The organism is Lutimaribacter marinistellae, from assembly GCF_042648365.1.
GTDB lineage: Bacteria > Pseudomonadota > Alphaproteobacteria > Rhodobacterales > Rhodobacteraceae > Lutimaribacter_A > Lutimaribacter_A marinistellae.
This window is the reverse complement of the sequence record NZ_JBHRXI010000001.1, coordinates 201,998-226,485: the sequence shown is the minus strand read 5'-3', so window position 1 is coordinate 226,485 and position 24,488 is coordinate 201,998. Positions and strand designations below refer to the sequence as shown.

Here is a 24,488-nt window from a genome sequence, read left to right as displayed (position 1 = left end):
ATTGGCGTCTTTTCGGGATATGGAGCGGAGAGGATCATGCGCAAGGTTCTTCTGGCAGCGGTGTTCACGGTCTGCGGTTTTGCCGCCACGGCCCAACAGGTGGTGATCGCGGCGCTCGGTGATTCGCTCACGCAGGGTTATGGCCTGATCGAGCAGGAGGGATTCGTGCCGCAGATGCGTGCGTGGCTGTCCGAACGGGGCGCGGATGTGCGGCTGATCAATGCGGGTGTATCGGGCGATACCACGGCCGGGGGGGCGGCGCGGGTCGAGTGGACTCTGACGCCCGAGGTCGATGGCATGATCGTTGCCCTGGGTGGCAATGACGTGCTGCGGGGGATCGATCCGGCGGTGGCTCGCGCCAACATCGACACGATCCTGCAGGCCGCGGCGGACCGTGATGTCGAGGTACTGCTGGTGGGGATGCAGGCGCCGGGCAATTATGGACCCGAATACAAGGCGGATTTCGACGCGATCTATCCCGAACTGGCCGATGAATACGGCGCCCTTTATGCACAGAGCTTTTTTGATGGGCTTGCGGTGGAAGGCGATCCGGCAGCGGCGCGTGAGCTCATGCAGCCCGACGGCATACACCCGAACGCCCAAGGGGTTGCACGGATCGTCGAGGCGCTTGGGCCGCAAGTGCTGGATCTTGTCAGCCGCGCTGCTGACGAATGAAGAAAGGCCGGGGAATTCCCGGCCTCATGCGCAAGAGCTTCGTTTCACAGAAGCTGCAGATCGACCGCCGACTCGCGACCGTCGCGGCCGGGTTTCAACTCATAGCTGACCTTCTGGTTGTCGGCGAGGCCGGTCAGGCCCGAACGCTCGACCGCGGAAATATGCACGAACACGTCCTTGCCGCCGCCTTCGGGCGCGATGAAGCCGTATCCTTTGGTGGTGTTGAACCATTTGACGGTGCCGGTGGCCATCGTCTCAATACTCCTGTTTCAAATTCTGCCCGCGGGATGCGGCAGGGCGGCTCTGTCAGTAGAAATCGAAGACTGGGCCGGTAGTGGAGCAGTGTAGTCGATAGTCCAACGTCGCCCTCTTTGTCTGAGCCAAGAGGAGATTCGGATCAAGAGGGATCCTTTTCAGTGATATCCTTCCAGTTGCAGCAACTGTTCCAACGTGTAGCTTTGCGCGATCGTGCCGTCGTCCCCCGCACGAAAGGTCGGATCCTGCGGAAGGCAGCCAAGCCCGCACAGCTGGAAGGTGATCATCGCGGCGCTGTCGATGTACCAAAGCCGTCCGCCCGGCGTTGCAACGAACCCGTTCACTCCTTCGTTCCGATCGCTCTGCATATCGAGCGCGGTGGGAAATTCGGCTGGAACGTCAGGATGATAGGCTCCGTGCGTGTGCATCGAGGCAAACACGGTCAAGGTCGGGTCGGGTATCGGCGGTGTGCAACCATCCGCATCGCCGCGCAGCATCGGGGTAAAGGCGATTTCCCCGTTCACATCGCGCCCGACATAGCCGCAATATTCAAGGTTCGCGGCGAAGGACAGGTGCTGGATCGGGTCGAAGCGACGGCGCACGGCCTCGATCACTTCGACCGGCGGGCGGTGCATCTCGTCCGCGCACAACATGCAAGGAAGAAGCGCAGCACTCAGGCCAGCGGGCAAAAGGGCCAGCCCAAGGCTGGCGGAAGGGCCGAACGCGGCGAAGAGGTTCACGATCCGCTCTCCGCCGCGTGCCGCATCAGATGACGGAGACCTGCGTACCGATGGGCACACGGTCGTAGAGGTCGATTACATGCTCGTTCAGCATGCGGATGCACCCGTTCGATACGGCGTGTCCGATGGTTTCGGGCTGCGTTGTGCCATGGATACGGAAAAAGGTGTCCTTGCCGTTCTGGAAGAGATACAGCGCCCGGGCCCCCAACGGGTTGTCCGGTCCACCCGGCTGGACGTAATCATTGTCCTTGAATCGGCCATAGGTTTGCGGGCTGCGCTCGATCATCTCTTCGGTGGGGCGCCAGGTCGGCCATTCCTTCTTGACGTCGATCGTTGCGGTACCCTGGAACTGCAGGCCGGCCTTGCCAACACCCACGCCATAGCGGATCGCGGTGCGCGGTTCGGTAACGTAATAAAGGTAGAATGACCGCGGCAGCACCAAAAGCTGGCCCGGTGCAAAATCGGCCTTGATGCGCACGTATTGCGGCGTCGGATCGAACTCGGTCGTTTGCGCCATGCCAAGTCCGGGCAATACACCGGCGGCAGTAGTCGCGGCGAGGAAGCTGCGGCGCGTGATCATGTCTGGCGTCTCCGTCTTTTTGCTCTTCGGGTTCGTTGAGAAGCTGTTACGCCCCCGCTCATTTTCCGTCGGCTTTTCCGATCGGTCAATGCGCGGGCCTGTGATAGCGGAAAAGTGATGCCACGGTCGCCGTTGCCAGCGCGCAGGTGGCAAACCAGCCGAAATACCATGTCTGCGCGGCAAGTTCGGGGGCTTCGGGTGCCGACGCAACTGCATTCGCCTGTCCGTACCTCGCCAGTGTGAAGGCAATAACCGTGAGTGCGGCAAGCGTCAGAAGGCGTGGCCTGCGCGACGGGGCCAGCAACCATGCCGTTGCGGCCAAGGCGATTCCGGCAGGAAGCCCGGCCCAGACGACCTTTTCCGCCCACCAGGGGGCAGCGCCGAGTGCGCTTGTCGCCCCGGTCCAGACCGCGCCGCCGGAAAGCGCGACAAGGGTCAGAAGCGGCGCGATGAGCGTGGAGAACTGAACCATGTCCCGATCGTCTCGTCCTCGTGTCGTGTTAATCCACCGGTCCGCGGTGGTCGCATGCGACGAGGATGTCTTACGCGGGTTTCTCATGAGTTAATGTCTTCCCGTTACTCTGTTTCACCGTGTCGACAACTTGCGGCGCTGTCGAGAAGTTCCCATATCGATTCACGAATGTGTATTCAGGAGGCCCTGTCGTGCCTAAAAAACTCACATGTTTGACCTGCGGGCAGGTGAATCGGGTGCCAGCGGAGCGAATCCTGTCGGGGGCCAAGTGCGGCACCTGTGGTGCGGCGCTGGTTCCGGGCGCGCCGGTGGATGTTGACCCCGCGATCCTCGACAAGGCGGCGCGGGTCGATGACTTGCCGCTGGTGGTCGACTTCTGGGCGCCCTGGTGTGGGCCCTGCCGAATGATGTCGCCCGAGTTTTCGAAGGCAGCTCAGGAGCTTAAGGGACATGCGCGGCTCGTCAAGCTCGACACGCAGACGCATCAGCAGGCCGGGGCGCGGCACCGGATACGGGGTATCCCGACCATGGTGGCCTTTGCAAAAGGGCGAGAGGTCAAGCGGCAGTCGGGCGCGCTGCGGTCGGGCCAGATCATCGACTGGGTGCGGGCAACCTGACGAATTGACCGTTTTGTACCCCCTCGCAGGGGCTCATTGACCGTTTTGTACAATCGGTACCCCCGGCAGCGCGGGCCCGAAACCTTAGCCTGCGGTGCGGGCGCGGGTGTCGCGGGCAGTGCCGGCGGTGTTGCGCAGATGCGCCTGCGCGAGTCCCACGAGGATGAAAAGAAGCGGCAGGCCGAAGCCGATCAGGAACCACATCCCGAGCGCCGCGAGAAGACTCGCTTCGAGCAGAAGGTAGTTCACCAGCGCCGTGACAAAGCCGATGAGGCTGCCCAACCCGATCAGAATGATGGCCATGATCGCACCTGTTCCTTGCCCCCGCCTCAGGGGGCCAAAGAAATGTGGCGGGACTATGGCCGCCGCAGGGCGGGCCGGGGGCAAAAACGAAAAAGGACGGGCGCCGCGCACCCGTCCCCTTGATCTCGTGGCCGGGAAAGACCCCGGCAGAACATGCTTAGAGCAGTTCGAGGTTCGACGCGCTTTCGCGACCGTCGCGGCCTGCTTCGATGTCGAAGCTGACCTTCTGGTTGTCGGCCAGACCGGTCAGGCCCGAACGTTCAACGGCAGAGATGTGGACGAAAACGTCCTTCTTGCCGCCATCGGGCGCGATGAAGCCGTAACCTTTGGTGGTGTTGAACCATTTCACGGTGCCAGTAGCCATATCCGTGGTCTCCTGTATGTAACGCCGCCCGCAGGATGCGACGGCCCGGCATAGTCGGTCTGAAATCGAAGACTGAGCGCCGTAAGGAGACAGTGGGTCGAGATAGAAAAACGTAGCATGGGGCATATGGGTGTGATCGCGGCGTTTTGCAAGCGTTTTGTTCGGTCCGACCTGTCGGATGCTGCGAAAATCGGCGGGATATGCTATGGTTTGCATATCTGGGACGAGGGGAGACGACCATGAAATACGTCACCATTACCACCTGGGAAATCGCGGACGGGACGGATTACGACATCACCCTGCGCGGCATCGTCGAAAAGCGTCTGCCCGCGCTCAAGGACCTGGGGGCAAGCCGCGTCACCGTGGTGCGCACCAGCGAACGCACCAGCGCCGCGATCACCGAATGGCCGGACGAGGCCACCCGCGACGCCGCCGAGGCCGCAATCGCCGCGGTGCGCGACAAGGTCCACCACGAAGACATGACCCGCATGACCGGCGAAATGAAAGGTGCCGTGGTCGCCGAAGCCTGAGCTTTGTGACGTTTGTCAAGCGGTAGCCGGTTCTGCTCAACTAGGGTGCAGGTGCCTACGCGTAAACTGGGTTTGGGTATTAGGCCGGGCAGTCTTGCGAGCGAGCCTACAATGGCTGGGCTTTAAGATAGCCCGAGCCACGCGCAAGACCGGGCGGCAAGAAAAAGGGCGGGTTGCCCACCCTTCTTGTGATTACCTCGAGAACTTCTTGTGCTTCAGCCGCTTGGGCTCCAGCGCGTCGGGGCCGAGGCGGCGTTTCTTGTCTTCCTCGTAATCCTCGAAATTGCCCTCGAACCATTCGACATGGGCGTCGCCCTCGAAGGCGAGGATGTGGGTGCAGATGCGGTCGAGGAAGAAGCGGTCGTGCGAGATGACCACCGCGCAGCCGGCGAATTCGGTCAGGGCGTCTTCGAGCGCGCGGAGGGTTTCGACGTCGAGGTCGTTGGTCGGTTCGTCGAGCAGGATGACGTTGCCGCCCTCTTTCAGAAGCCGGGCCATGTGGACGCGATTGCGTTCACCGCCCGAAAGCAGCGAGACCTTTTTCTGCTGGTCGCCGCCCTTGAAGTTGAAGGACGAGCAATAGGCGCGCGAGTTCACCTGCGCGTCGCCCAGTTGGATCACCTCGGCCCCGCCGGAGATCGCTTCCCATACGGTTTCGCCATCCTTGAGGTCGTCGCGGGACTGGTCGACATAAGACATCTGCACGGTGTCGCCCAGCTCGATCGAGCCGTTGTCGGGCGTCTCCTGCCCGGTCAGCATCTTGAACAGGGTCGATTTGCCCGCGCCGTTGGGGCCGATCACGCCGACAATGCCGCCGGGGGGCAGCGAGAAGGACAGATCCTCGATCAGTTGCTTGTCGCCCATGTGTTTCGACAGGTGTTCGACCTCGATCACCTTGGAGCCGAGGCGCGGGCCGTTGGGGATGATGATCTGGGCGCGGCCGACGCGTTCGCGCTCGGACTGGTTCGCCATCTCCTCGTAAGCCTGGATCCGGGCCTTGGACTTGGCCTGGCGGGCCTTTTGTCCCTGCCGCATCCATTCGAGTTCGCGTTCGAGCGTCTTCTGCTTTGCCTTGTCTTCGCGCGCTTCCTGCTCGAGCCGCTTGGCCTTCTGGTCGAGCCAGGAGGAATAGTTGCCCTCGTAGGGGATGCCGCGGCCGCGGTCGAGTTCGAGGATCCAGCCGGTGATCGAGTCGAGGAAATAGCGGTCGTGGGTGACGATCAGGATCGTGCCCTTGTAGTCGATCAGGTGCTGTTGCAGCCAGGCGATCGTTTCGGCGTCGAGGTGGTTGGTCGGTTCGTCGAGCAGCAGCATGTCGGGCGCTTCGAGCAGCAGCTTGCACAGCGCGACGCGGCGTTTCTCACCGCCCGAGAGGTTGTCAGGGTTCGCGTCGTCCGGCGGGCAGCGCAGCGCCTCCATCGCGACGTCGATCTGGCTGTCGAGATCCCACAGGTTCTGGCTGTCGATTTCGTCCTGAAGCTGCGCCATCTCGTCGGCGGTCTCGTCAGAATAGTTCATCGCCAGTTCGTTGAAGCGGTCGAGCTTGGCCTTTTTTTCGGCCACGCCCAGCATGACGTTTTCGCGGACGGTGAGGGAGGAGTCGAGCTGCGGCTCCTGCGGGAGGTAGCCGACCTTGGCGCCTTCGGCGGCCCAGGCCTCGCCCGAGTAATCGGTGTCGATGCCGGCCATGATCTTCATCAGGGTCGATTTACCGGCGCCGTTGACGCCGACGACGCCGATCTTCACCCCCGGCAGAAAGGAGAGGTGGATGTTCTCAAAGCATTTCTTGCCACCGGGATAGGTCTTGGAGACGCCCTGCATGTGGTAGACGTATTGATAAGAGGCCATGGAATGCTCCGGTTTGGGTCCTGCGTGTCGGGAAGCCTGATACAGGTTGGACGGGGCAGGGGCAATCCGGCGCGCGATCCTGTGGCGCGTATTCGGGGGCTTTGTCCGTGGCAGCGGTGAAACGGTCGCCGAAACCGCGCCGCCACGGCGCAACGCACATGCGTTGCGGTTCCGTCGAAAAGGTTCCTTCACGACTGGTTTCAGATCCGTCATTCGGCGGGGAATGGCTTGCCCTCGGGCGGGCGACCGGCGGCTTTTGACGCATGACGGGAGGGCAGGTCGAGCGGGGGCTTTTACCGGACGGTGGCGCGCATAGCTGATCGGCAACGGCCTTTTCGGGGGCCGGAAAGCAGAAGAAAATCGAAGGATAACCTGAAATGAAACGTACCGTATTGCTGTCGACGATCCTGGCTGGCGGAATGGCTTCGGCCGCGCTGGCAGGCAATCTCGAACCCGCCGCCACCGAGCCGGTGATCGCGGCGCCGGTCGTTCCCGCAACGCCGGTGAGCGGCTCGTGGGAAGGTGGCTATGTCGGTGGGCAGCTGGGCTATGGCTTTGGCGAGTTCGACGTGACGCCGCCCAACACCTTTGACACCGATGGGGTGATCGGCGGTTTCCACGTGGGCTACCTGTGGGATTTCGGCGATTGGGTCGTCGGCCCGGAACTGCAATATGATTTCGCGGACCTGTCGTTCAACGACGGCGGCAACTCGGGCACGTTCGACAATATCGCGCGCCTCAAGGTGCGTGGCGGTCGCGATCTGGGCGATGGGCTGGTCTATGCCAGCGCCGGCCTTGCCTATACCAATTTCGACGGCGGGTCGGGTGTGACCAACCTTGATTTCGACGATCCGGGCTATGTCGTGGGTGTCGGTTACGACCATAAGATCTCGGAGAACTGGGTCGTCGGCGGTGAGTACCAGTACCACAAGTTCGACGATTTCGGTGCTTCGGGTAACGATGTCGATTTCGGCACCGTTCACGTGCGCGCGTCATACAAGTTCTGATCCCGCGACAGATTGGAAAGAAGAAGGCCCGGAGAGCATCCGGGCCTTTTGCTTTTGCGCGGCGGTGTTCGTGTGTGCCTGCTTGCCTGACAGTGCTGAGGCGTGCGGGAAAGCGATCAGTCGAAAAGCCCGTTTGCCCTGCCGAAATCGGCGTAACAGGTCTTGCTTCGCAAGCCGTCGAGCATGTCTTCGGCCGCGGTTTCGGGATCGAGATAGTATTCGGTTATGCCGGTCCCTTCGAGCATCCGGTTCATCAGGTTGAACACGCCCGCAACCTGTATGGCGTCGAAAAGCGCGGCCTCGGACCACCCGGCGTCATAGGCTGCCTGTGCATCCGCTTCGGTCATGCGCGACGGGCTGGTGGTGAGCTTGCCGGCATAATGCAGAAGCGGCTTCATCCGGTCGTCGATATCGGCGGTTTCGAGGTCGGTCATCATTGCATCAACGATGCCAATATCGACGCCAAAGGCCTTGGCGTGCACCTTGTGCGCCCCGTAGCAAAAGGCACAGGCGTTCAGCCCGGACACGTAGGTGGCGATGAGCTCTCGTTGCGCGACGCTGAGGGCGCTGTCGCCCCGCATCACGCGGTTCTGGTATTCGGCCAGCGGGCCCAGTTTTTCCGGAAAGGCGCGGTAAACGTGGCCCAGCGTGGCGTCCGGCGGCAGGGACGGGAACAGGCGTTTCATGGCGCACCTCCAAAGCATCGGTGCGTCGATGGTAAGGGGAGGGAGGGGTCAAAGGAAGGGATTTGCCCGGTCCGTGTGGGCCGCGTTCGCGGCCAGCGCGGAAGCGGTTGACTCTCCTGACCGATTTTGCGCTTTGCCTTGGGTGATGCGGAATGGTTTTCCATATGCACGGCCGGGGCAGGCCATAGGGCTGTTCGGCGGGTCGTTCGATCCGCCGCACGAGGGGCATGTGCAGGCCTCGCTGGCGGCGATGACGGCCTTTGGCCTGGACCGGATGTGGTGGCTGGTGACGCCCGGCAACCCTCTCAAACCGCATGGACCTGCGCCGCTGGAATGGCGTCTGGAGGCGGCGCGGGCGATGGTGGATCATCCGCGCGTCGCGATCACCGATCTGGAGGCACGGCTGGAAACGCGGGCCACGGCGGATACTCTGGCGCGGCTGGTAGCGCTATATCCCGGCGTGCGGTTCGTCTGGGTGATGGGGGCCGACAACCTGGCGCAGTTTCATCGCTGGAAGGACTGGCGATACATCATGGAGACGGTGCCGGTCGGGGTGGTGGCGCGTCCCGGCGACAGGGCGCGTGCCCTGCGGTCGGTCACGGCGCGGGCCTACCGGGCTTACAGGCTGGACGGGCAGGCGCGACACCTTCTGGGCCGGGCGGTGGCGCCTGCGTGGTGTTTCGTGAACATGCCGATGGTCGATCTGAGCTCGACCGAGATCAGGGCGCGGGGCGGCTGGTCAGCGCCGGATGAGGGCCGAGGCAAGCCCTGAGCCCAGCACCAGTGCGAGCCCGATCCATGTCAGCATGTCAGGCAGGTCCGCGAACACCGCCCAGCCCAGCGCCGTGGCGGCGGCGAGCTGGAAATAGACCATGGGGGCCAGCACGGTCGCGGGCGCACGGGAATAGGCGTAGAGCAGGAGCAGGTTGCCCGCGAGCGAACCTGCGGTGCTGAGCAGCGTAAGACCGGCCGTCGTGGCGTCGGGCGGGGGCAGGTGGGCGAGACCGAGCGGCATGAGCACCAGTCCGGCAATCGCCAGTTGGGTGAAGGTCAGCGCCTCGGGGCTGCCGAGATGGGACAGCCAGCGCGAGGCGGTCAGGAAACAGCCGTAGAACACCCCCGCGAGCAGGGCGAAGATCAGCCCGGTGCCGCCGCCGAAACCGGGGCGCACGACCAGCAGTACCCCGAGGAACCCCATCGCCATGCAGACGTTTCGGAACGGTGTGACGGGTTCGCGCAACAGCAGGGCGGAAAGGACGTAGCTGACGATGGGACCGATGAAGAAGGCGGCAAAGACATCGGCCAGCGGCTCGGTGCTGAGCGCGGTCTGGATCGAGAGGATTCCGCCAGCGATCAGGAGCGCGCGCAGCCAGATGCGCCAGTCCCCCAGCAGGCGGAACGCGGCGGGGGGCGTGAAGGGCAAAATCATCAACGCGCCCAGCGCAAAGCGGGACCAGGCGACGAAAACGGGTGCCGCGCCCTGGCCCGAGGTCAGCAGCTTGCCCGCCATGTCGCCAAGCGGAATACAGGACATCGCCACCGACATGATGAGAACCGCGCGCAGCATGCGCGGCCGGTATCATGCTTCATGTCGTTGAAAAACCCGAAAGACGTCGCTTGACTGACAAGAAGATCGGATTTGATTCGAGCCATGGTTGATCATCTTTCGCGACGTTCCTTTCTGACCGGTGCTGCCGCGGCGTTTCTTGCGCCGGGGGCCGTCTCGGCGAATGCGCCGGAGCGCTCTTTGTATCCGCAGGCGCGGCCCGACGGGCTGAACGGGCCGGAGCGCGTGATCCGCTCGGCCGGGCTGCGCGGCGATGTGGCATTCGCGGTCGCGGACGCGCAGACGGGTCTCGGCCTCGAGGCGTTCGGGGGCGACAGCACCTTGCCTCCGGCGAGCGTGGCCAAGGCGCTGACTGCGCTTTACGCGCTGGATGTGCTGGGGGTCGACCACCGCTTTGCCACGCGGGTGCTGGCGGCGGGGCCGGTTGAGGGCGGGATCCTGAAGGGCGACCTGATCCTTGCGGGCGGAGGCGATCCGCTTCTGGATACGCGACACCTGGCCGGGCTGGCGGCACGGGTGAAACAGGCCGGGATCCACGAGGTGCAGGGCGCCTTCAAGGTCTATGACGGGGCGTTGCCCTTTGTGAAAAGCATCGACCCCGGCCAGCCGGACCATGTGGGCTACAGCCCCGCGGTGAGCGGCATCGCGTTGAATTTCAACCGTGTGCATTTCGAGTGGAAGCGCGCGGGTTCGGGCTATGCCGTAAGCATGGATGCGCCTGCCGGGGATTACCGGCCCGCTGTCGCGATGGCCAAGATGCAGGTCGCCCGCCGGTCGCTGCCGATCTATACCTACGAGTCCGGGCCGCGGCTGGACAGCTGGACTGTTGCGTCGGGTGCGCTGGGCAATGGCGGTGCGCGCTGGTTGCCGGTGCGGCTGCCGGGCCTTTACGCCGGGGACGTGTTCCAGACCCTGATGCGCGCGCATGGCATCGCGCTGAGCCGGGTAGAGGTCGTGCGCGACCTGCCGCAGGGCACGACCGAACTGGCCCGCCACGAAAGCGAGCCAATGCGCGACATCCTGCGGGGGATGCTGAAATACTCGACCAACATCACCGCCGAGATGGTGGGGATGAGTGCGACGGCCGCACGGGCCGGGATACCGGCCTCGCTGGAGGCTTCGGCGCAGGAGATGAATGCGTGGGCGGTGGAGCGGTTCGGCATGCAGTCACCGGCCATGGTGGATCATTCGGGCCTTGGGCCGGCCTCGCGCCTTGCGCCGCAGGACCTGGTGCGCGCGTTGGTGGCGATGCATGGGGACGGAACCTTGCGGTCGCTGATGAAGCCGTTCCTGATGCGCGACGCGTCGGGGCGGGTGATGACGACCCATCCGATCAAGGTGGACGCAAAGACCGGCACGCTGAACTTCGTTTCGGGGTTGGGCGGGTACATGACGGCGGCGGATGGCACCCAGCTGGCCTTTGCCATCTTTACCGCCGACCTGGAGACGCGGGCCAAGATCCCGCGCGCGCAGCGCGAGCGTCCCGACGGCGCCCGATCGTGGAACCGGCGGGCGAAGGGGTTGCAACAGGCGCTGATCGAACGCTGGGGCGCCCTTTACGGAAGCTGACCGGAATCTGTCGCAAAAGGCCAAGACCCGTTCCGGGCGCGGGGATCACCATGATCCTAGGGTCAGGGAGGAGACAGGGCCATGGAACTGACGGACGCGCAACAGCAGTTTTATCGCGAGAACGGGTATCTGGTGGTGGAGGGCGTAATTCCGCCAGCGCAGCTGAACGCGTTGCGTGCGGTGGTCGCGCGGTTCAAGGACGCGTCGAGGCAGGTATCGTCCTCGGACGGCATTTTCGACGTGGGTCCGGGCCACACGCCCGATGCGCCCAAGCTGCGCCGGATCAAGGACCCCGTGGAGCAGGATCCGGCCTTTGACGCGCTGATGCGATCGAAGGTGCTGGTGGATATCATCGCGCCGCTATTGGGCGGGACGGTGCGGTTCGACCACTCGAAACTGAATTTCAAGCCGGCTGGCGGCAAGGCGAATATCGCGTGGCATCAGGATTGGGCATTTTATCCGCATACCAATGACGACCTTCTGGCCGTCGGCGTGATGCTGGAAGATTGCACCGAGGAGAACGGGCCGTTGCAGGTCATTCCGGGATCGCACAAGGGGCCGATTTACGATCATCATCAGGATGGCGTGTTCGTCGGAGGTATTCGGGATGCTGACCTGTCGGACGATCTGGACAAGGCGGTGTCGCTGACGGCGCGTGCCGGGTCGATCTCGGTTCATCACGTGCGGACGCTGCACGCGTCTTCGGAAAACAGGTCCGACCGGGAGCGGCCGCTATTGTTGTTTTCCTATGCGGCGGTCGATGCGTTTCCGGTGTTCCACACCGAGGATCTGGCGGCATTCGATGCACGGGTGCTGCGCGGGGCGACAACGCTTGCGCCGCGGGCGACCGGGGTGCCGATGCGCCTGCCGCTGCCACGTGCGCCCGGAGCGGATTCGATCTTTGACAACCAGGCGGGCATCAAGGCGGCCTGACGCGCCCGGTCAGTCGCGGATCACGATGAGCGTGTTCTCGGGTCCGATTTCGCGGACGAGGTTGAACAGGGTTTCCGCGTTCTCGGGGTGCAGGCGGACGCAGCCGGCGGAGGCGGGGCAGCCGAGTTTCTCGGTCTGGTCCGTTCCGTGGATTGCGTAATTGCCGTGGAAGAAGATGGAGAAGGGCATCGGCGCGTTGTTGTAGAGCGTCGAGTAGTGCATCCGCTTGAGGACCTGCGGGCGGTATCGTCCAGACGGCGTGACCTTGCCGGCGCGGGCCGTGGACACGGGCCAACGGTGGATGAGCGCGTCGTCGAGATAGACCGACATTTCCTGGTCGGACTTGTCGATATGGGCCTCGAGCGGATCGGCCTGGGCCATGGTGCCAGCCGCCGCGAGACATGCGGCGGCGAGGGTTCGCAGCAAGGCCAGGGCGGCCATCGGCCTCAGGTCAGGTGACGGGCGCGGGCGCCGCGTTCGATGGCAGCGGCATGCAGCCGGTCGATATCGAGCTCATAGCGCATCTCTTCGAGCAGGCGCAGCTCGGTCTCGGCCAGCTTGCCGTCGGCCGCCGCGACGTCGCAGGCCAGCGCGTAGGCGGTTTCGAACAGGCGGCTGGGCAGGTATTGGCGCACCAGTTCGAACAGCGCGTCGAGCCCGTCTTCGTGTTCGAACAGGTCGAACACGATCTGCGCGGCATGCTTCATCCGTTCGGAGTCGTAACCGCCGAAGACCGGCAGCATGTTGATCGCCGACTGGATCTTGACCAGCTCGGCGGTGCGGATGTTCTCGTCCGAGGCGGAGATGGCGACCATGATCGCGACGAGGCAATCCTGGGGGCTGAGTTCGGTATCGCGTGGATCGGTCATGTGCGGTCCTGTCTGGGTGTTCGCGCCGCACCGTAATCGCGGCGAGGGGGCGGTTCAAGCATGGGTGCGTTCCGCGCAGCATGCTGCCATTTGCGCGCGTTCTGCGTTAGCCTGGGAAAGCAGAGGATTGGAGACCTTCCCATGAGCGCGAAACCCATCGTCTATCACATTCCCGTATGCCCGTTTTCGCAGCGGCTGGAAATCATGCTGGCCCTGCGCGGGGCGCAGGACGCGGTGGAGTTCCGGGTCGTCGACATCACCAAACCGCGCGATCCGGAGCTGCTGAAGAAGACGCGCGGCACGACGGCCCTGCCGGTGCTGGAGACGGCCCAAGGCGCGATCGTCAAGGAAAGCCTGGTGATCCTGCGTTATCTGGACGAGGTCATCCCGGGCGGACCGTTGCGCCGCGCGGACCCGCTGGAACATGCCGTCGAGTCGATGCTGATCGGTCTTGAAGGGCCGTTCACGATGGCGGGGTACCTGTACGTGATGAACCAGGACATGCAAGCCCGTGACGAGCATCGCGACAAGCTGTTGACGCTGTATCGGCAGATTGACGATTTCCTGCGCCATCACGCGCCCGAGGGGCCGTTCCTCTTCGATGAATTCGGGCTGGCCGAGGCAGTGTTCACCCCGATGTTCATGCGGTTCTGGTTCCTTGAATATTACGAGGGGTTCGAACTGCCGGAAGAAGCGGAATATGCGCGGGTCCGGCAGTGGCGGGAAGCCTGCATGGAGCATCGGGCCGCCAAGCAGGTAAGCCGCGAGGAGATCGTGAAGCTGTATTACGACTACGCCATGGGCAAGGGGAACGGTGCCCTGCCCGAGGGACGGGAGGTGTCAAGTTTCGCCTTTGAACCGGATTGGCGCGACCGGCCCTGGCCCCCGCGCGAGAAATACGCCGGCAGTGCCTCGGACGAGGCGCTGGGCCTTGTTTCCTGACGCCTTTCGCCTTGCATGTTTGTTGACTCTTGCCGCGGCTGCACAATAGGAGGAGCCGCGCCCCGCGCATGATGCGCGCGGGCTTTACCCTTCGTTCTGGAGACCCTTCGAAATGTCTGAATTGCGTGACACCGCACTTGCGTCCAAGGCCTGGCCCTTTGAAGAGGCGCGCCGGGTGCTCAAACGCTACCAGAAGGCGCCGCCGGAGAAGGGATTCGTCCTGTTCGAGACCGGCTATGGCCCCAGCGGTCTGCCACATATCGGCACGTTCGGCGAGGTGGCGCGCACGACGATGATCCGCCGCGCGTTCGAGGCGATTTCCGACATTCCGACCAAGCTGATCTGTTTCTCGGACGACATGGACGGGATGCGCAAGGTGCCGGGCAACGTGCCCAACCAGGAGATGCTGCGCGAGCACCTTCAGAAGCCGCTGACCGCCGTGCCGGACCCGTTCGGCACGCATGAGAGCTTTGGCCATCACAACAACGCCATGCTGCGGCGGTTCCTGGACACGTTCGGGTTCGAATACGAATTCATCAGCGCGACCGATTTCTACAAGTCCGGCCAGTTCGACGAAATCCTGCTGCGCGCCGCGGAACGCTATGACGACGTGATGAAGATCATGCTGAAGTCCCTGCGAGAGGAGCGGCAGCAGACCTATTCGATCTTCTTGCCGATCCATCCCGAAACGGGCCGGGTGCTGTATGTTCCGATGAAGGAGGTCAACGCCAAGGACGGCACGGTGACCTTTGACGACGAGGACGGGCGCGAATGGACCCTGCCGGTGACCGGCGGAAACGTGAAGTTGCAGTGGAAGCCCGATTTCGGCGCGCGCTGGGCGGCGCTGGGCGTCGACTTCGAGATGTATGGCAAGGATCACAGCACCAACACGCCGATCTATGACGGTATCTGCCGTGTGCTGGGCGAGAAGGCGCCGGAGCATTTCACATATGAGCTGTTCCTGGACGAGAACGGGCAGAAGATCTCGAAATCGTCGGGCAACGGGGTGAGCATCGACGAGTGGCTGACCTATGCCAGCGCCGAGAGCCTGTCCTATTTCATGTACCAGAAACCCAAAACGGCAAAGCGGTTGTTCTTTGACGTCATCCCCAAGGCGGTGGACGAGTATCACCAGCAATTGCGGGCCTATCCGGGGCAGGACCTGAAGGCGCAGCTGAACAATCCTGTCTGGCATATCCATGGCGGGGACGTCCCCGAATCCACGCTGATCGTGCCGTTCGCTATGCTGCTGAACCTTGCTTCGGTTTCGGGCGCAGAGGAGAAGGAGGCGCTGTGGGGTTTCATCCGTCGCTATGCGCCGGAGGCAAGCGCCGAGAGCCATCCCGATCTCGACCAGGCGGCGGGATTTGCGGTGCGGTACTTCAACGATTTCGTGAAGCCCACCCGCCAGTACCGTGCCCCGACCGAGCAGGAGCGCGAGGCGCTGGAAGCCCTGCGGACGGAGTTGGCGGCCTATGACGGGCCGGTCGAGGACGAGGCGTTGCAATCCATCGTCTATTCGGTTGGCCGCGAGCGGTTCGATCCGATGCGGGCCTGGTTCACCGCGCTTTACGAGGTGCTTCTGGGTGCAAGCCAGGGGCCGCGGTTCGGCGGGTTCATCGCGCTATACGGTGTCGAGGACACGATCGCGCTGATCGACAAGGCGCTGGCGGGCGAGTTGGCCTGACGCGCGCGGTGGGGGGAACCCTGCCACGCGCGAATTGACGATGCGACACGCGGGGCTAGCTACTAAACAGGAGGTAGCCCCATGCGATACTTGATTGCCGCCGTCATCGCCCTTGGCCTATCCGGCCCGGTACTGGCGCAGAGCGATGAGATCGAGGCCAATATCCGCGCACAGATCGATGCGTTCCGCGCCGACGATTTCACCACCGCTTTTACCTATGCCAGCCCGACGATCCGCGATCTTTTCCGAACGCCGGAGAATTTCGGGTCGATGGTCCAGAACGGATATCCCATGGTGTGGCGGCCGGGCAGCCTGCGTTTTCTGGAACTGCGCGAGATTGCCGGGAACCTGTGGCAGAAGGTGATGGTCACCGATGCGCAAGGGCGGGTGCATATCCTCGATTACCAGATGGTTCAGCTGGAAGACGGCTGGAAGATCAACGGCGTGCAGATACTGGGCGCAAGCGATCCGTCCGTCTAGGCGTCTGTCTGGCGCAACACCACCGTGACGGTGCCCTGAGGCGGGGTTAACGCCTCTGCCCTACTCAATCGATCCTGCGTTCCGGGTGAGGCCCGGACCCTGCTGGCGATTGGGAAAGGGAACTGGATGAACAAGGCAATCACCGACGGCATCGTTTTCATGCCGCCCGCGTTCGAGAACGGATTGGCGGCGTGGTCCAGCGGCGATGGGACGCCCGGCTCGGACACCTATGCGGGTGCGGCAGATGCGGCCTATGTCCCGGCGGATGCCGATTTCGGCGGCTGCCTGGAACTGCGCAAGACGGACAACGTCCAGCGGCTGCGATATATGGGGCAGACGCCGATCCTGCCGGGCTGCTATCTGCAGGTGCGCGCGCGTGTGAAGGCGATCAGCGGCAATCTACCCTCGGTCCGGATTGCGGGCTGGGCCGGTGGCGCGGGTGGCAATCACCTTGCGGGCGTCGTCGAGACCGGGCCGAGCGTCGCGCTGTCGAGCTATGGCGATGTCGTGGAGGTTACCGCCATCGTCGGCACCGGACGCCGGAGCGGTGTGGACATGCCATGGGGCACCTCGGCGCTTTACGGTCATTTCGGGCTGGACCTGACCGGACCCAATGGCGGGATCGTCCGGATCGACGATATCGAGATCACAGATGTCACCGGTGCGTTCCTGCGCGACATGATCGGTGTCGTCGACGTGCGCGATTTCGGAGCGGTGGGAGACGGCACGACTGATGATTCCGCCGCGTTCGAGGCGGCGGATACCGCGGCCAACGGGCGGCGGGTGCTGGTGCCGCAAGGAACCTATCGACTGGCACAGACCACCAGCATCGTCTCCGAGATCGAGTTCGTGGGAACGGTGACGATGCCGGTCGACGCCATGCTGCTGCTGACCAAGAATTTCGACCTGCCGACTTATATCGAGGCGTTCGGGGATGAGCAGATCGCGTTTCGCAAGGCGTTTCAGGCGCTGCTCAACAATTCCGACCACGAGTCGCTGGACATGGGCGGGCGCAAGATCGGCCTGACCTACCCGGTGGACATGCAGGCGGCGGTTCCCAATCGCAACAGCTATTCCACGAGGCGGATCATCCGAAACGGTCAGATCGATGCGCTGGACAGCCCGCATTGGAACACGACCGTGGTGACGTCTCAGGCCAGTTATGACCCCAATGATTCCCGCAAGCTGAAGAACGTGGCGAATGCCGCCAATATCCTTGTGGGATCGCACGTTTCGGGCAACGGCGTGGGGCGCGAGATCTACGTGCGCGAGGTCAACGTGGCCGCACAGGAAGTTACGCTGAATGCCCCTCTTTACGATGCGGCGGGCGCGCAGAATTACACCTTTCGCCACTTCAAGTGCATGCTCGATTTCTCGGGGTTCGACTCGCTGTCGAAATTCGGGATGGAAGGGATCGAGTTCCAGTGCAACAGCCGGGCAAGCGGCATCCGCGTGGCACAGCGCGGATCCGGGTTTTCACTGACCAACTGTTTCGTGAGCCGGCCCAAGGATCGTGGCATCACCTCGATGGGAGGCGGGTGCCAGGGCATGCTCATCGATACTTGCCAGTTCCTGTCGGCGGAAGAGGGTGAGACGGTACCCAACCGATCCTCGATCGCGATCAACGCCAATGCCAATGATGTGAAGCTGCGCCATTGCCGGGCGACGCGGTTTCGTCATTTCGCGGTGCTGAGCGGTGCGAACAACCTGGTCCTGGGCAATCACTTTTTCCAGGGGGATGAGATCGAGAACGGCACGCGGACTGCGGGCATCATCATCATCGGCACCTACACGAGCTCGACCATCGCTGAGAATTATGTCGACAACTGCCATATCGAGTGGACAAACGAGCACGACAATTTTCCCGATTTCGTGAACGGGTTCTCGTTCAGCGCGATGAGCATCACCGACAACATCTTTCTGTCGGGCGAGGTCGCGCAATGGTTCAGCTATATCGTCGTGCGCCCCTTTGGGGCTGGGCATTTCCTGAACGGGCTGTCGGTGACGGGCAACAAGTTCCGCTCGATCAACGGCTATATCGACAGGGCGGAGCGGTTGGATACCAGTTTCGGTGCGATGAATTTCGACCGGTTCGCGGATATCCATTACGAGGGCAACACCTATCACGGCGTCGTCAAGCAGGCGGCCAACCCTTTGCGACTGCGGCATGCGCAGAACACGGCGGCGCAGGTCTGGACCGTCGATACAGACGGGGAGTTGCCCTTTGACGCAGAGGCGCGCGGCATCGACGCGATCACGACACTGGGCCCGTTGCGCGGCCCCGGCGGGGCGGTGAAATTCGCGACGCCGTATGTCCAGCTGCAGCAGGGGCCGAACCAGAGGCAGGTGCGCGCGAACTGGCCCGAGGCGCTGCAGGGCGAGATCCAGGTGCTGGTGCGGGTGGACAAGTGATCGTCAGAAGGTCTTCCACAGGCCGAGCTTGAAGCCGAACTGATCGGGCAGGGCGGACTTGCGTTCCAGCCCGATCACCCATGTTCCCCTGTCCTTTTTCCTGTCGATGGTCAGGCCCGGGGTCAGGGTCCATGCCATTTGGCCGCGGGCATAGGATGTCTCGAGCGACAGCATCGGGTCGATGCGGCGAGGGGTGGAGAGGCCGACCGTCATGTCGAGTTTGCGGATCGGTTCGCCGGATCGGTATTCAAGGGCCCCGTCAACCGCCAGCCAGCCGTTTCCCCAGCCGGTGGTCAGACCACGCCCGTAGGACAGCGTGAACTTGTGCATCGGTGCCCAGTCGGATTGCCAGTGCCAGGCACCGATGCCGATTTCGGTGGCGAAGCGGCCGTGCCTGCCCAAATCCCACAGGGGATAGCGCGCAAAGACAAGGACGTGGCCCGCCAGCCCGGCGTTTTCGTTCACGTCGAAACCGAGGGTGACGCGCGGGGACAGTCCCCATTCGGTGTAGACCGCGCTTTCATACTCGAACCTGTCGCGCGGTTGTCGCAGCGTTGCCGTTGCGGCGGTGAAGCCGGTGCCATGCTCGCGCATCCACGCCCCGGCGGATGCCGGGCCCATCGCCTGACAGGCGAGCACCAACACCATCAGGATACGCCACATGCCCCGAGCCCTCCTGCGGCCGACCTTGGTTAAAGAAGGTTAACGAGCCGTTACCGGGTTGCAGGCCCCTGCGTCGATTTCCCCATTGCGGCGGCGTTGCGACCTTGTATGCTGCGGTGCAGCGTAGGAGGGGCGCATGGGGCATGTAATCACGATCGCGCAACAGAAGGGCGGCAGTGGCAAGACCACGATGGCGGTGAACCTCGCCGTGGCCTTTGCGCGGGCTGGCAAGTCGGTTGCGCTGATGGATACCGACCCTCAGGGCAGCGCCGGTCGCTGGTTCATGACGCGGGTTGAGCAGGGCGACGAGCCCGGTCTGGAGTTTTCCACGGCGTCGGCATGGGGTGTGTCCTATGAGGTGGGCAAGCTTGCCCGTGCGCATGACATCGTCATCATCGACACCCCGCCCAAGGCCGACAGCGACCTGCGCCCGGCGATGCGCGCGGCGGATCTGGTGCTGATCCCGGTTGCGACCTCGCATCTCGATCTTTGGGCTGTCGAAGTGGTTCTGTACCTTGCCGACCGCGAGCGCAAACCGGCGATGATGGTGATGACGCGGGCGCGGCCCGGAACACGCCTGGCCAAGGACGTCGCGGCCAAGGCGGCCGAGATGGAGGCCGAGGTTGCAGCGCACATGCTGGCCAACCGCATCGTCTATGCCGAGACCTTGGGGCAGGGGCGTACGGCGCTTGAGGCGCCGAAGGGGCCTGCTCATGGCGAAGTCACTGGATTGATGCAGGAAATCGAGGGCATTCTGGAAAATCTGTGATAGGCTCCCCTTAGCAGTGGAGGAGCCAATGCCGAAGATTTCCAAGGATGCCAGCATCCAGACGGTCATCACCACCTTCGAGATGACACCGGGAACCTGCCAGGACCTGCTGGAAGCGCTGACCGAGGCCTATGCCGACTTCATCTCGAAGCAACCCGGTTTCATTTCGGCAGGCCTGCATGTGAACGATGCGCAGACCCGGATCGCAAACTACTCGCAATGGCAGCGGCGCGAGGATTTCCAGGCCATGTTGCGCACGCCCGAAATGCGCGAGCGCAATCGGCGGATCAACGAGCTGTGTCGCAGCTTCGAGCCGGTGATGTACGACGTTGCCGAAACCTTCGACCTTGGTGTGTGACGTGGATCAATGTGAGCCGGGCCAGCCTGACGCAGGTTGATCCGGCAAATGAGAGGAGAAGCATCCATGTATCACAACATCCTGGTCCCGATTTCCTTTGACAAGGAACGCGACGTGTCAGCGCCGATGAAGCTGGCGCAGCTGTTGGCGACACCCGAGGCGCAGATCACGTTGCTGCATGTGGTCGAGCATATCCCCGACTACGCGATTTCATATTTGCCGGGGGATTACCTGAAAGAGGCCCGGCAGGCGATCCAGTCGGAACTGTCCGACATGGCCAGCAAGTTGCCCAATGCCAAGGCCGTGGTCATCGAGGGGCATTCCGGACGGTCGATCCTGGACTGGGCCGGAGAGAACCATCCCGACCTTATCATCATCGCGTCGCACCGGCCTGGGATGCAGGACCTTCTTTTGGGGTCCACGGCGGCGCAGGTGGTGCGCCATGCGCAATGCGCGGTTCATGTGGTACGGTGACCACGATGTGGCCGTGACCCCGGAGGAATGACATGCCCAAGGTCGTGCTTGACGATTTGCCGGTTCATGACGGGCCCGACGCGGTCGAGGCCGTCGCCGGGCCGCTCGGCCCTTATGAAGGGCGGGCGATCTCGCAGGCGCATGGGCTGGAACGGCTCGGAGCCAATGTCGAAACGCTGATGCCGGGGGCGGCGTCCTCGCACCGGCATTGGCACGACAGCAACGACGAGTTGGTGGTCGTGCTGAGCGGCGAGGTAATGCTGGTCGAGGATGGCGGCGAAACCCGGTTGGGTGCCGGTGACATCGCGGTTTTTCCGGCAGGGGTCGAGAATGGCCATTGCTTGCGGAACGGGTCGCAGGAGCCGGCAACCTTCCTTGTCGTGGGGTCAAAGGATCCGTTGGATCGGTGCCATTACGCCGAGATCGATCTGGTCCTGCATCCCGGTGGCCGCCTGACCAGGCAAGACGGCAGGCCTGTCACGCCGGACGATTAACCCCGATGGTCGAGATCGGCGGCGGTGAGGCGAAAGGCCTTGCCGAACCCGCCATTGAGCAGCGCATCCTCGGGCGCGAAGAGGACAAAGCGGAAATCCACGAAATCGGCGTAGAGCGCGGCCTTGGGTCTGAGTGAAAGGTACCGGGCCAGCAATTCGGCATGATCCAGGGTCTCACGCGCGATGATGCGTGCGGTTGCATGCAGCGTCAGGCGCGGGTGGGTCAGCGGGTCGCCCTTGTCGCCGGGTTCGCCGATCAGAAGAGCGCAGGCCGGATTGGCCTCCAGCGCGGCTGTATGCGGCGCGAGCGAAGAAATCAGCGACAAGGGCATGCCGCGTTGATCCGTTGCAAGCGCGATACGGCTGATCGAGGGGCGGCCGTTGTCGGGGTCGGTCACGGCGAGCGCGGCATAGGTCGCACTGTCGATCAGGCTGCTTGCCTGTGCGCGGGCGGCAGCATCTGTCGGGCGAAAGAGATCGGGCATGGCGGCTCCTGTCGGTCTGAGGGGGAACTTGCGCCAATCGTCACGTCCCGGCAAGGATGGGCGCGGATCGTTCCCTCGAGGTTTCCCGATGCGCAATGCGGCCCCGCTTTCCCTTCTTGTTGCTCTGCAGGCGGCGGTATCGGCTGTCAGCCTCGTAGTGGAGATCGTCGCGGGGCGCATGCTGGCGCCCTATGTCGGCATGTCGCTTTACACATGGACATCGGTGATCGCGGTTGTTCTGGCCGGGTTTTCAGCCGGGCATTGGTGGGGCGGGCGGATCGCGGATGGCACGCCCGACCGGGCGTTGCGCCTGACCGGGTGGATCATGGGCGCGGCGGCGTTGAGCACGGGCGGCGCGCTGGTTCTGTTGCAGGCGGTGGCAGGGCCGGTGATGAACGTCGTGGCCCAACCGGTGGCGGCCATCGTCGCGCTGACGACGGCGGTGTTCTTTCTGCCTTCGCTGTTTGCCGGCGTACCTGCCCCGGTACTGGCACAGATCGCTGTGTCGAGGGATAGCGAGCGTTCGGGCCGGGCGCTGGGCGCGATGTTCGCTGCGGGCGCCGTGGGGGCCATCGCCGGCACATTGCTTGCCGGTTTCGTGTTCATCCCGTGGTTGGGCAGCGCGTGGACACTGGCACTGGTGACGGTGATCTACGTGCTTGCGGCGGTGCTGTTTCTGATCATGGCAGGGGCCTTGCGGCGGGCGGGCGCGGTAGCGCTTTGCGTTGCGGCGCTCGGGTTGGTGGGGCTCTCGCTTGCGAGGCCGGGTCCTTGTACGCGGGAAAGCGCCTATTTCTGCATTCGGGTCATCGACGTCGCCTCGGACCCGGCGCGCCCGGTCAACCTGTTGGTTCTGGACCACCTCAGCCATGGCGCATCGGCGCGTGACCTGCCGCGCGTGATGTTCACTGAGTTCACCGCGATGATCGACGCGATCGCCCGTGTGCGCATGGGGGATGGGCCGTTTTCGGCCTTTTTCATCGGTGGTGGCAGCTATTCCGTGCCGCGCGCCTGGGCGGATCGCGGGATCGGGCCGCTCACCGTGGCCGAGATAGACCCGGCCGTGACCGAAATAGCGCGCGAGTCCTTCTGGTTCGACCCAGAGGGTGTCACCGTGTTGCACGAAGACGCGCGCGCGGCGCTCTTGCGGCGGCCCGAGGCGCGGTATGACGTGATCGTGGGCGATGCGTTCGGCGACATTGCCGTACCTGCCCATTTGGTGTCGCGGGAGTTCTTTGAGCTTGTCCGCGCAAGGTTGGAACCGGGTGGCCTTTTCGTGATGAACGTGATCGACTATCCTGATCGGATGCAGGCGCTTGCGGCAATCGCGGCAGGTCTGCAGGCCGTTTTCCCCAGTGTCGAGATATGGACAGAGGCCACAGCGCCGGTGCCCGGCGCGCAGCGGGTCTTTGTGCTGGCCGCGGGCGACGGGCCGACACCTGTCGCCTCGCTGATGGCGGACGCGCCCGAGCCCACGCAGTTCGCCCCGTTGGCCGACGCGTTCGTGGACCAGTTGATGGGCCGGTTGCGGCCGCGGGTCCTGACCGATGATCACGCGCCAATCGACCGGTTGCTCGCCCGATGGTAGAAAAGATCAAAAAGGTTGATCGCGCGGCGCTTGTGGGCAAGCCTGACAGCGGCAGTGCCGACTCGCGGTCGGATATCCGCGGTCCGACGAAAGGGTCAATGGTGACATGAGTGACAAGAACGACAGCGGGGCGCGTGCCCGCATCGCAGAGTTGCAGGCGCGCATGGGCGAGGCGATCATCGGTCAGAAAGATGTCATCGAACGGCTGCTGATCGGTCTACTGGCCAACGGCAACCTGCTGGTCGAGGGCCTGCCCGGCCTGGCCAAGACGCGTGCGATCAAGGCGCTGGCCCGAAACCTCGAATGCGACTTCAGCCGGATCCAGTTCACGCCGGACCTTCTGCCGTCGGATGTCACTGGGACAGAGGTCTATTATCAGAGCGATCAGGGGTCGGAGTTTCGTTTCGAGCCGGGACCGATCTTTGCCAATATCGTGCTTGCCGACGAGATCAACCGCGCCCCGGCCAAGGTGCAGGCCGCTTTGCTGGAGGCGATGGAGGAGCGCCAGGTCACGGTGGCGGGCAAGACGCACCGGATGGAGCCACTGTTCATGGTGATGGCCACGCAGAACCCGATCGAGCAGGAGGGCACGTATCCCTTGCCCGAGGCCCAGATGGACCGGTTCCTGATGCATGTGAACATTACTTATCCGCCGGTGGAGGACGAGGTCGAGGTCATCCGACTGGTGCGTCGCGAGGAGGTCGCCGCCGGCGCGGCGTCCGAAGGTGCGGCGCAGGCAGCGCTGGTGGTGCCTGTCCCGCAAGAGGCCGTGTTCACGGCCCGCCGCGAGATCGGGGCGATCAAGGTAGCCGACGCCATGGAGCGCTACATGGCCGACCTGGTGAATGCGACCCGTGTTCCGGGCCAGTTCAGCGAGGATCTGGAGCGCTGGATCGAGGTCGGGGCCAGCCCGCGCGCCTCGCTGGCGCTGGACAAGTGTGGCCGAACCCATGCGTGGCTGGCCGGGCGCGACTATGTCGACCCCGAGGACGTCAGGGCCATCGCGCCCGACGTGCTGCGCCACAGGCTGGGGCTCAGCTACGAGGCGCAGGGCGAGAATGTGACGCCCGACCGCGTGGTCGAAGAGATCATCCGCCACGTCGCGCTGCCGTGAGGGGGGC

30 protein-coding genes are annotated in these 24,488 nt (G+C 63.7%); 17 read left to right on the top strand and 13 right to left on the bottom strand.

The annotated features are described in order from the left end of the window. The first annotated feature begins 36 nt into the window (after window positions 1–36). Entirely contained in the window at window positions 37–675 is a 639-nt protein-coding gene (locus ACFORG_RS01095; RefSeq protein ID WP_386733527.1) for an arylesterase, read from the top strand. A gap of 44 nt (window positions 676–719) precedes the next feature. Here ACFORG_RS01095 and ACFORG_RS01090 read toward each other — a convergent pair whose 3' ends face one another. The 4 genes from ACFORG_RS01090 to ACFORG_RS01075 all read right to left on the bottom strand — a co-directional run bounded on the left by ACFORG_RS01090 (window position 720) and on the right by ACFORG_RS01075 (window position 2,722). After that, window positions 720–926, bottom strand: a complete 207-nt coding sequence (locus tag ACFORG_RS01090) for a cold-shock protein (protein ID WP_386733526.1) — start codon at window positions 924–926, stop codon at window positions 720–722. A gap of 162 nt (window positions 927–1,088) precedes the next feature. Continuing rightward, the gene (locus ACFORG_RS01085; RefSeq protein WP_386733525.1) at window positions 1,089–1,670 is read right to left on the bottom strand and encodes a DUF4329 domain-containing protein; all 582 of its coding nucleotides are present in this window, start codon (window positions 1,668–1,670) and stop codon (window positions 1,089–1,091) included. 25 nt (window positions 1,671–1,695) lie between these two features. Beyond that, on the bottom strand, window positions 1,696–2,250 hold the full coding sequence (locus tag ACFORG_RS01080; protein ID WP_386733524.1) for a L,D-transpeptidase family protein: 555 nt from the start codon (window positions 2,248–2,250) through the stop codon (window positions 1,696–1,698). 85 nt (window positions 2,251–2,335) lie between these two features. Continuing rightward, window positions 2,336–2,722, bottom strand: a complete 387-nt coding sequence (locus tag ACFORG_RS01075; RefSeq protein ID WP_386733523.1) for a hypothetical protein — start codon at window positions 2,720–2,722, stop codon at window positions 2,336–2,338. Between the two features lie 191 nt (window positions 2,723–2,913). Here ACFORG_RS01075 and trxC point away from each other — a divergent pair, with 191 nt between their 5' ends. Further along, window positions 2,914–3,339 (top strand): thioredoxin TrxC, encoded by a 426-nt coding sequence (trxC, locus tag ACFORG_RS01070; protein WP_386733522.1) that lies wholly within the window; start codon window positions 2,914–2,916, stop codon window positions 3,337–3,339. 84 nt (window positions 3,340–3,423) lie between these two features. Here trxC and ACFORG_RS01065 read toward each other — a convergent pair whose 3' ends face one another. Together ACFORG_RS01065 and ACFORG_RS01060 are read right to left on the bottom strand one after the other, a co-directional pair. Further along, a complete protein-coding gene (locus ACFORG_RS01065; RefSeq protein ID WP_386733521.1) occupies window positions 3,424–3,642 on the bottom strand; it encodes a hypothetical protein in 219 nt (72 codons plus the stop codon). Window positions 3,643–3,799: 157 nt separating this feature from the next. After that, on the bottom strand, window positions 3,800–4,006 hold the full coding sequence (locus tag ACFORG_RS01060) for a cold-shock protein (RefSeq protein ID WP_386733520.1): 207 nt from the start codon (window positions 4,004–4,006) through the stop codon (window positions 3,800–3,802). A gap of 239 nt (window positions 4,007–4,245) precedes the next feature. Between ACFORG_RS01060 and ACFORG_RS01055 the strand changes: the two genes are divergently transcribed. Further along, window positions 4,246–4,536, top strand: coding sequence for a hypothetical protein (locus ACFORG_RS01055; RefSeq protein WP_386733519.1), 291 nt, complete (start codon window positions 4,246–4,248; stop codon window positions 4,534–4,536). 192 nt (window positions 4,537–4,728) lie between these two features. On the opposite strand, the gene ettA is transcribed toward ACFORG_RS01055, so the two are convergent. Continuing rightward, window positions 4,729–6,384, bottom strand: coding sequence for an energy-dependent translational throttle protein EttA (gene ettA, locus ACFORG_RS01050; RefSeq protein WP_386733518.1), 1,656 nt, complete (start codon window positions 6,382–6,384; stop codon window positions 4,729–4,731). A 377-nt stretch (window positions 6,385–6,761) separates the two neighbouring features. On the opposite strand from ettA, the gene ACFORG_RS01045 reads away from it, so the two are divergent. Then, a complete protein-coding gene (locus ACFORG_RS01045) occupies window positions 6,762–7,391 on the top strand; it encodes an outer membrane protein (RefSeq protein WP_386733517.1) in 630 nt (209 codons plus the stop codon). A 116-nt stretch (window positions 7,392–7,507) separates the two neighbouring features. Here ACFORG_RS01045 and ACFORG_RS01040 read toward each other — a convergent pair whose 3' ends face one another. Continuing rightward, window positions 7,508–8,077 (bottom strand): carboxymuconolactone decarboxylase family protein, encoded by a 570-nt coding sequence (locus ACFORG_RS01040; RefSeq protein WP_386733516.1) that lies wholly within the window; start codon window positions 8,075–8,077, stop codon window positions 7,508–7,510. A 145-nt stretch (window positions 8,078–8,222) separates the two neighbouring features. Between ACFORG_RS01040 and ACFORG_RS01035 the strand changes: the two genes are divergently transcribed. Further along, window positions 8,223–8,849 carry a nicotinate-nucleotide adenylyltransferase gene (locus ACFORG_RS01035; RefSeq protein ID WP_386733515.1) on the top strand — a complete coding sequence of 209 codons (627 nt, stop codon included), beginning with the start codon at window positions 8,223–8,225 and terminating at the stop codon, window positions 8,847–8,849. Here ACFORG_RS01035 and ACFORG_RS01030 read toward each other — a convergent pair. Then, window positions 8,817–9,644, bottom strand: coding sequence for a DMT family transporter (locus tag ACFORG_RS01030; RefSeq protein WP_386733514.1), 828 nt, complete (start codon window positions 9,642–9,644; stop codon window positions 8,817–8,819). The genes ACFORG_RS01035 and ACFORG_RS01030 overlap by 33 nt on opposite strands. Window positions 9,645–9,728: 84 nt before the next feature. On the opposite strand from ACFORG_RS01030, the gene dacB reads away from it, so the two are divergent. Both dacB and ACFORG_RS01020 read left to right on the top strand, forming a co-directional pair. Further along, a complete protein-coding gene (gene dacB, locus ACFORG_RS01025; protein ID WP_386733513.1) occupies window positions 9,729–11,213 on the top strand; it encodes a D-alanyl-D-alanine carboxypeptidase/D-alanyl-D-alanine endopeptidase in 1,485 nt (494 codons plus the stop codon). A gap of 81 nt (window positions 11,214–11,294) precedes the next feature. Continuing rightward, the gene (locus ACFORG_RS01020; protein ID WP_386733512.1) at window positions 11,295–12,146 is read left to right on the top strand and encodes a phytanoyl-CoA dioxygenase family protein; all 852 of its coding nucleotides are present in this window, start codon (window positions 11,295–11,297) and stop codon (window positions 12,144–12,146) included. Window positions 12,147–12,155: 9 nt separating this feature from the next. Here ACFORG_RS01020 and ACFORG_RS01015 read toward each other — a convergent pair whose 3' ends face one another. After that, entirely contained in the window at window positions 12,156–12,587 is a 432-nt protein-coding gene (locus ACFORG_RS01015; RefSeq protein ID WP_386733511.1) for a L,D-transpeptidase, read from the bottom strand. A gap of 5 nt (window positions 12,588–12,592) precedes the next feature. After that, on the bottom strand, window positions 12,593–13,015 hold the full coding sequence (locus ACFORG_RS01010; RefSeq protein WP_386733510.1) for a tellurite resistance TerB family protein: 423 nt from the start codon (window positions 13,013–13,015) through the stop codon (window positions 12,593–12,595). A 141-nt stretch (window positions 13,016–13,156) separates the two neighbouring features. On the opposite strand from ACFORG_RS01010, the gene ACFORG_RS01005 reads away from it, so the two are divergent. From ACFORG_RS01005 to ACFORG_RS00990, 4 genes are all read left to right on the top strand, one after another. Next, window positions 13,157–13,957, top strand: coding sequence for a glutathione S-transferase family protein (locus tag ACFORG_RS01005; RefSeq protein ID WP_386733509.1), 801 nt, complete (start codon window positions 13,157–13,159; stop codon window positions 13,955–13,957). Between the two features lie 112 nt (window positions 13,958–14,069). Beyond that, window positions 14,070–15,644, top strand: coding sequence for a lysine--tRNA ligase (locus tag ACFORG_RS01000; protein WP_386733508.1), 1,575 nt, complete (start codon window positions 14,070–14,072; stop codon window positions 15,642–15,644). Between the two features lie 81 nt (window positions 15,645–15,725). Next, window positions 15,726–16,124 carry a DUF4864 domain-containing protein gene (locus ACFORG_RS00995; RefSeq protein WP_386733507.1) on the top strand — a complete coding sequence of 133 codons (399 nt, stop codon included), beginning with the start codon at window positions 15,726–15,728 and terminating at the stop codon, window positions 16,122–16,124. Window positions 16,125–16,250: 126 nt separating this feature from the next. Further along, the gene (locus ACFORG_RS00990; protein ID WP_386733506.1) at window positions 16,251–18,536 is read left to right on the top strand and encodes a right-handed parallel beta-helix repeat-containing protein; all 2,286 of its coding nucleotides are present in this window, start codon (window positions 16,251–16,253) and stop codon (window positions 18,534–18,536) included. 3 nt (window positions 18,537–18,539) lie between these two features. Here the strand turns inward: ACFORG_RS00990 and ACFORG_RS00985 are convergent, their stop codons facing one another. Continuing rightward, on the bottom strand, window positions 18,540–19,199 hold the full coding sequence (locus tag ACFORG_RS00985) for a hypothetical protein (protein ID WP_386733505.1): 660 nt from the start codon (window positions 19,197–19,199) through the stop codon (window positions 18,540–18,542). Between the two features lie 136 nt (window positions 19,200–19,335). On the opposite strand from ACFORG_RS00985, the gene parA reads away from it, so the two are divergent. The 4 genes from parA (at window position 19,336) to ACFORG_RS00965 (ending at window position 21,294) form a co-directional block, all read left to right on the top strand. Then, window positions 19,336–19,968 (top strand): ParA family partition ATPase, encoded by a 633-nt coding sequence (parA, locus tag ACFORG_RS00980; protein WP_386733504.1) that lies wholly within the window; start codon window positions 19,336–19,338, stop codon window positions 19,966–19,968. 28 nt (window positions 19,969–19,996) lie between these two features. Continuing rightward, entirely contained in the window at window positions 19,997–20,326 is a 330-nt protein-coding gene (locus ACFORG_RS00975; RefSeq protein WP_386733503.1) for an antibiotic biosynthesis monooxygenase family protein, read from the top strand. A gap of 66 nt (window positions 20,327–20,392) precedes the next feature. Further along, the gene (locus ACFORG_RS00970) at window positions 20,393–20,800 is read left to right on the top strand and encodes a universal stress protein (protein ID WP_386733502.1); all 408 of its coding nucleotides are present in this window, start codon (window positions 20,393–20,395) and stop codon (window positions 20,798–20,800) included. Between the two features lie 32 nt (window positions 20,801–20,832). Continuing rightward, complete coding sequence (locus ACFORG_RS00965) at window positions 20,833–21,294, top strand: cupin domain-containing protein (protein WP_386733501.1); 462 nt, start codon at window positions 20,833–20,835, stop codon at window positions 21,292–21,294. On the opposite strand, the gene ACFORG_RS00960 is transcribed toward ACFORG_RS00965, so the two are convergent. Beyond that, a complete protein-coding gene (locus ACFORG_RS00960; protein ID WP_386733500.1) occupies window positions 21,291–21,779 on the bottom strand; it encodes a HugZ family pyridoxamine 5'-phosphate oxidase in 489 nt (162 codons plus the stop codon). The genes ACFORG_RS00965 and ACFORG_RS00960 overlap by 4 nt on opposite strands. 88 nt (window positions 21,780–21,867) lie before the next feature. Between ACFORG_RS00960 and ACFORG_RS00955 the strand changes: the two genes are divergently transcribed. Together ACFORG_RS00955 and ACFORG_RS00950 are read left to right on the top strand one after the other, a co-directional pair. Continuing rightward, on the top strand, window positions 21,868–23,367 hold the full coding sequence (locus ACFORG_RS00955) for a fused MFS/spermidine synthase (protein ID WP_386733499.1): 1,500 nt from the start codon (window positions 21,868–21,870) through the stop codon (window positions 23,365–23,367). A 106-nt stretch (window positions 23,368–23,473) separates the two neighbouring features. Then, window positions 23,474–24,481 (top strand): AAA family ATPase, encoded by a 1,008-nt coding sequence (locus tag ACFORG_RS00950; protein ID WP_386733498.1) that lies wholly within the window; start codon window positions 23,474–23,476, stop codon window positions 24,479–24,481. Window positions 24,482–24,488 lie beyond the last annotated feature (7 nt).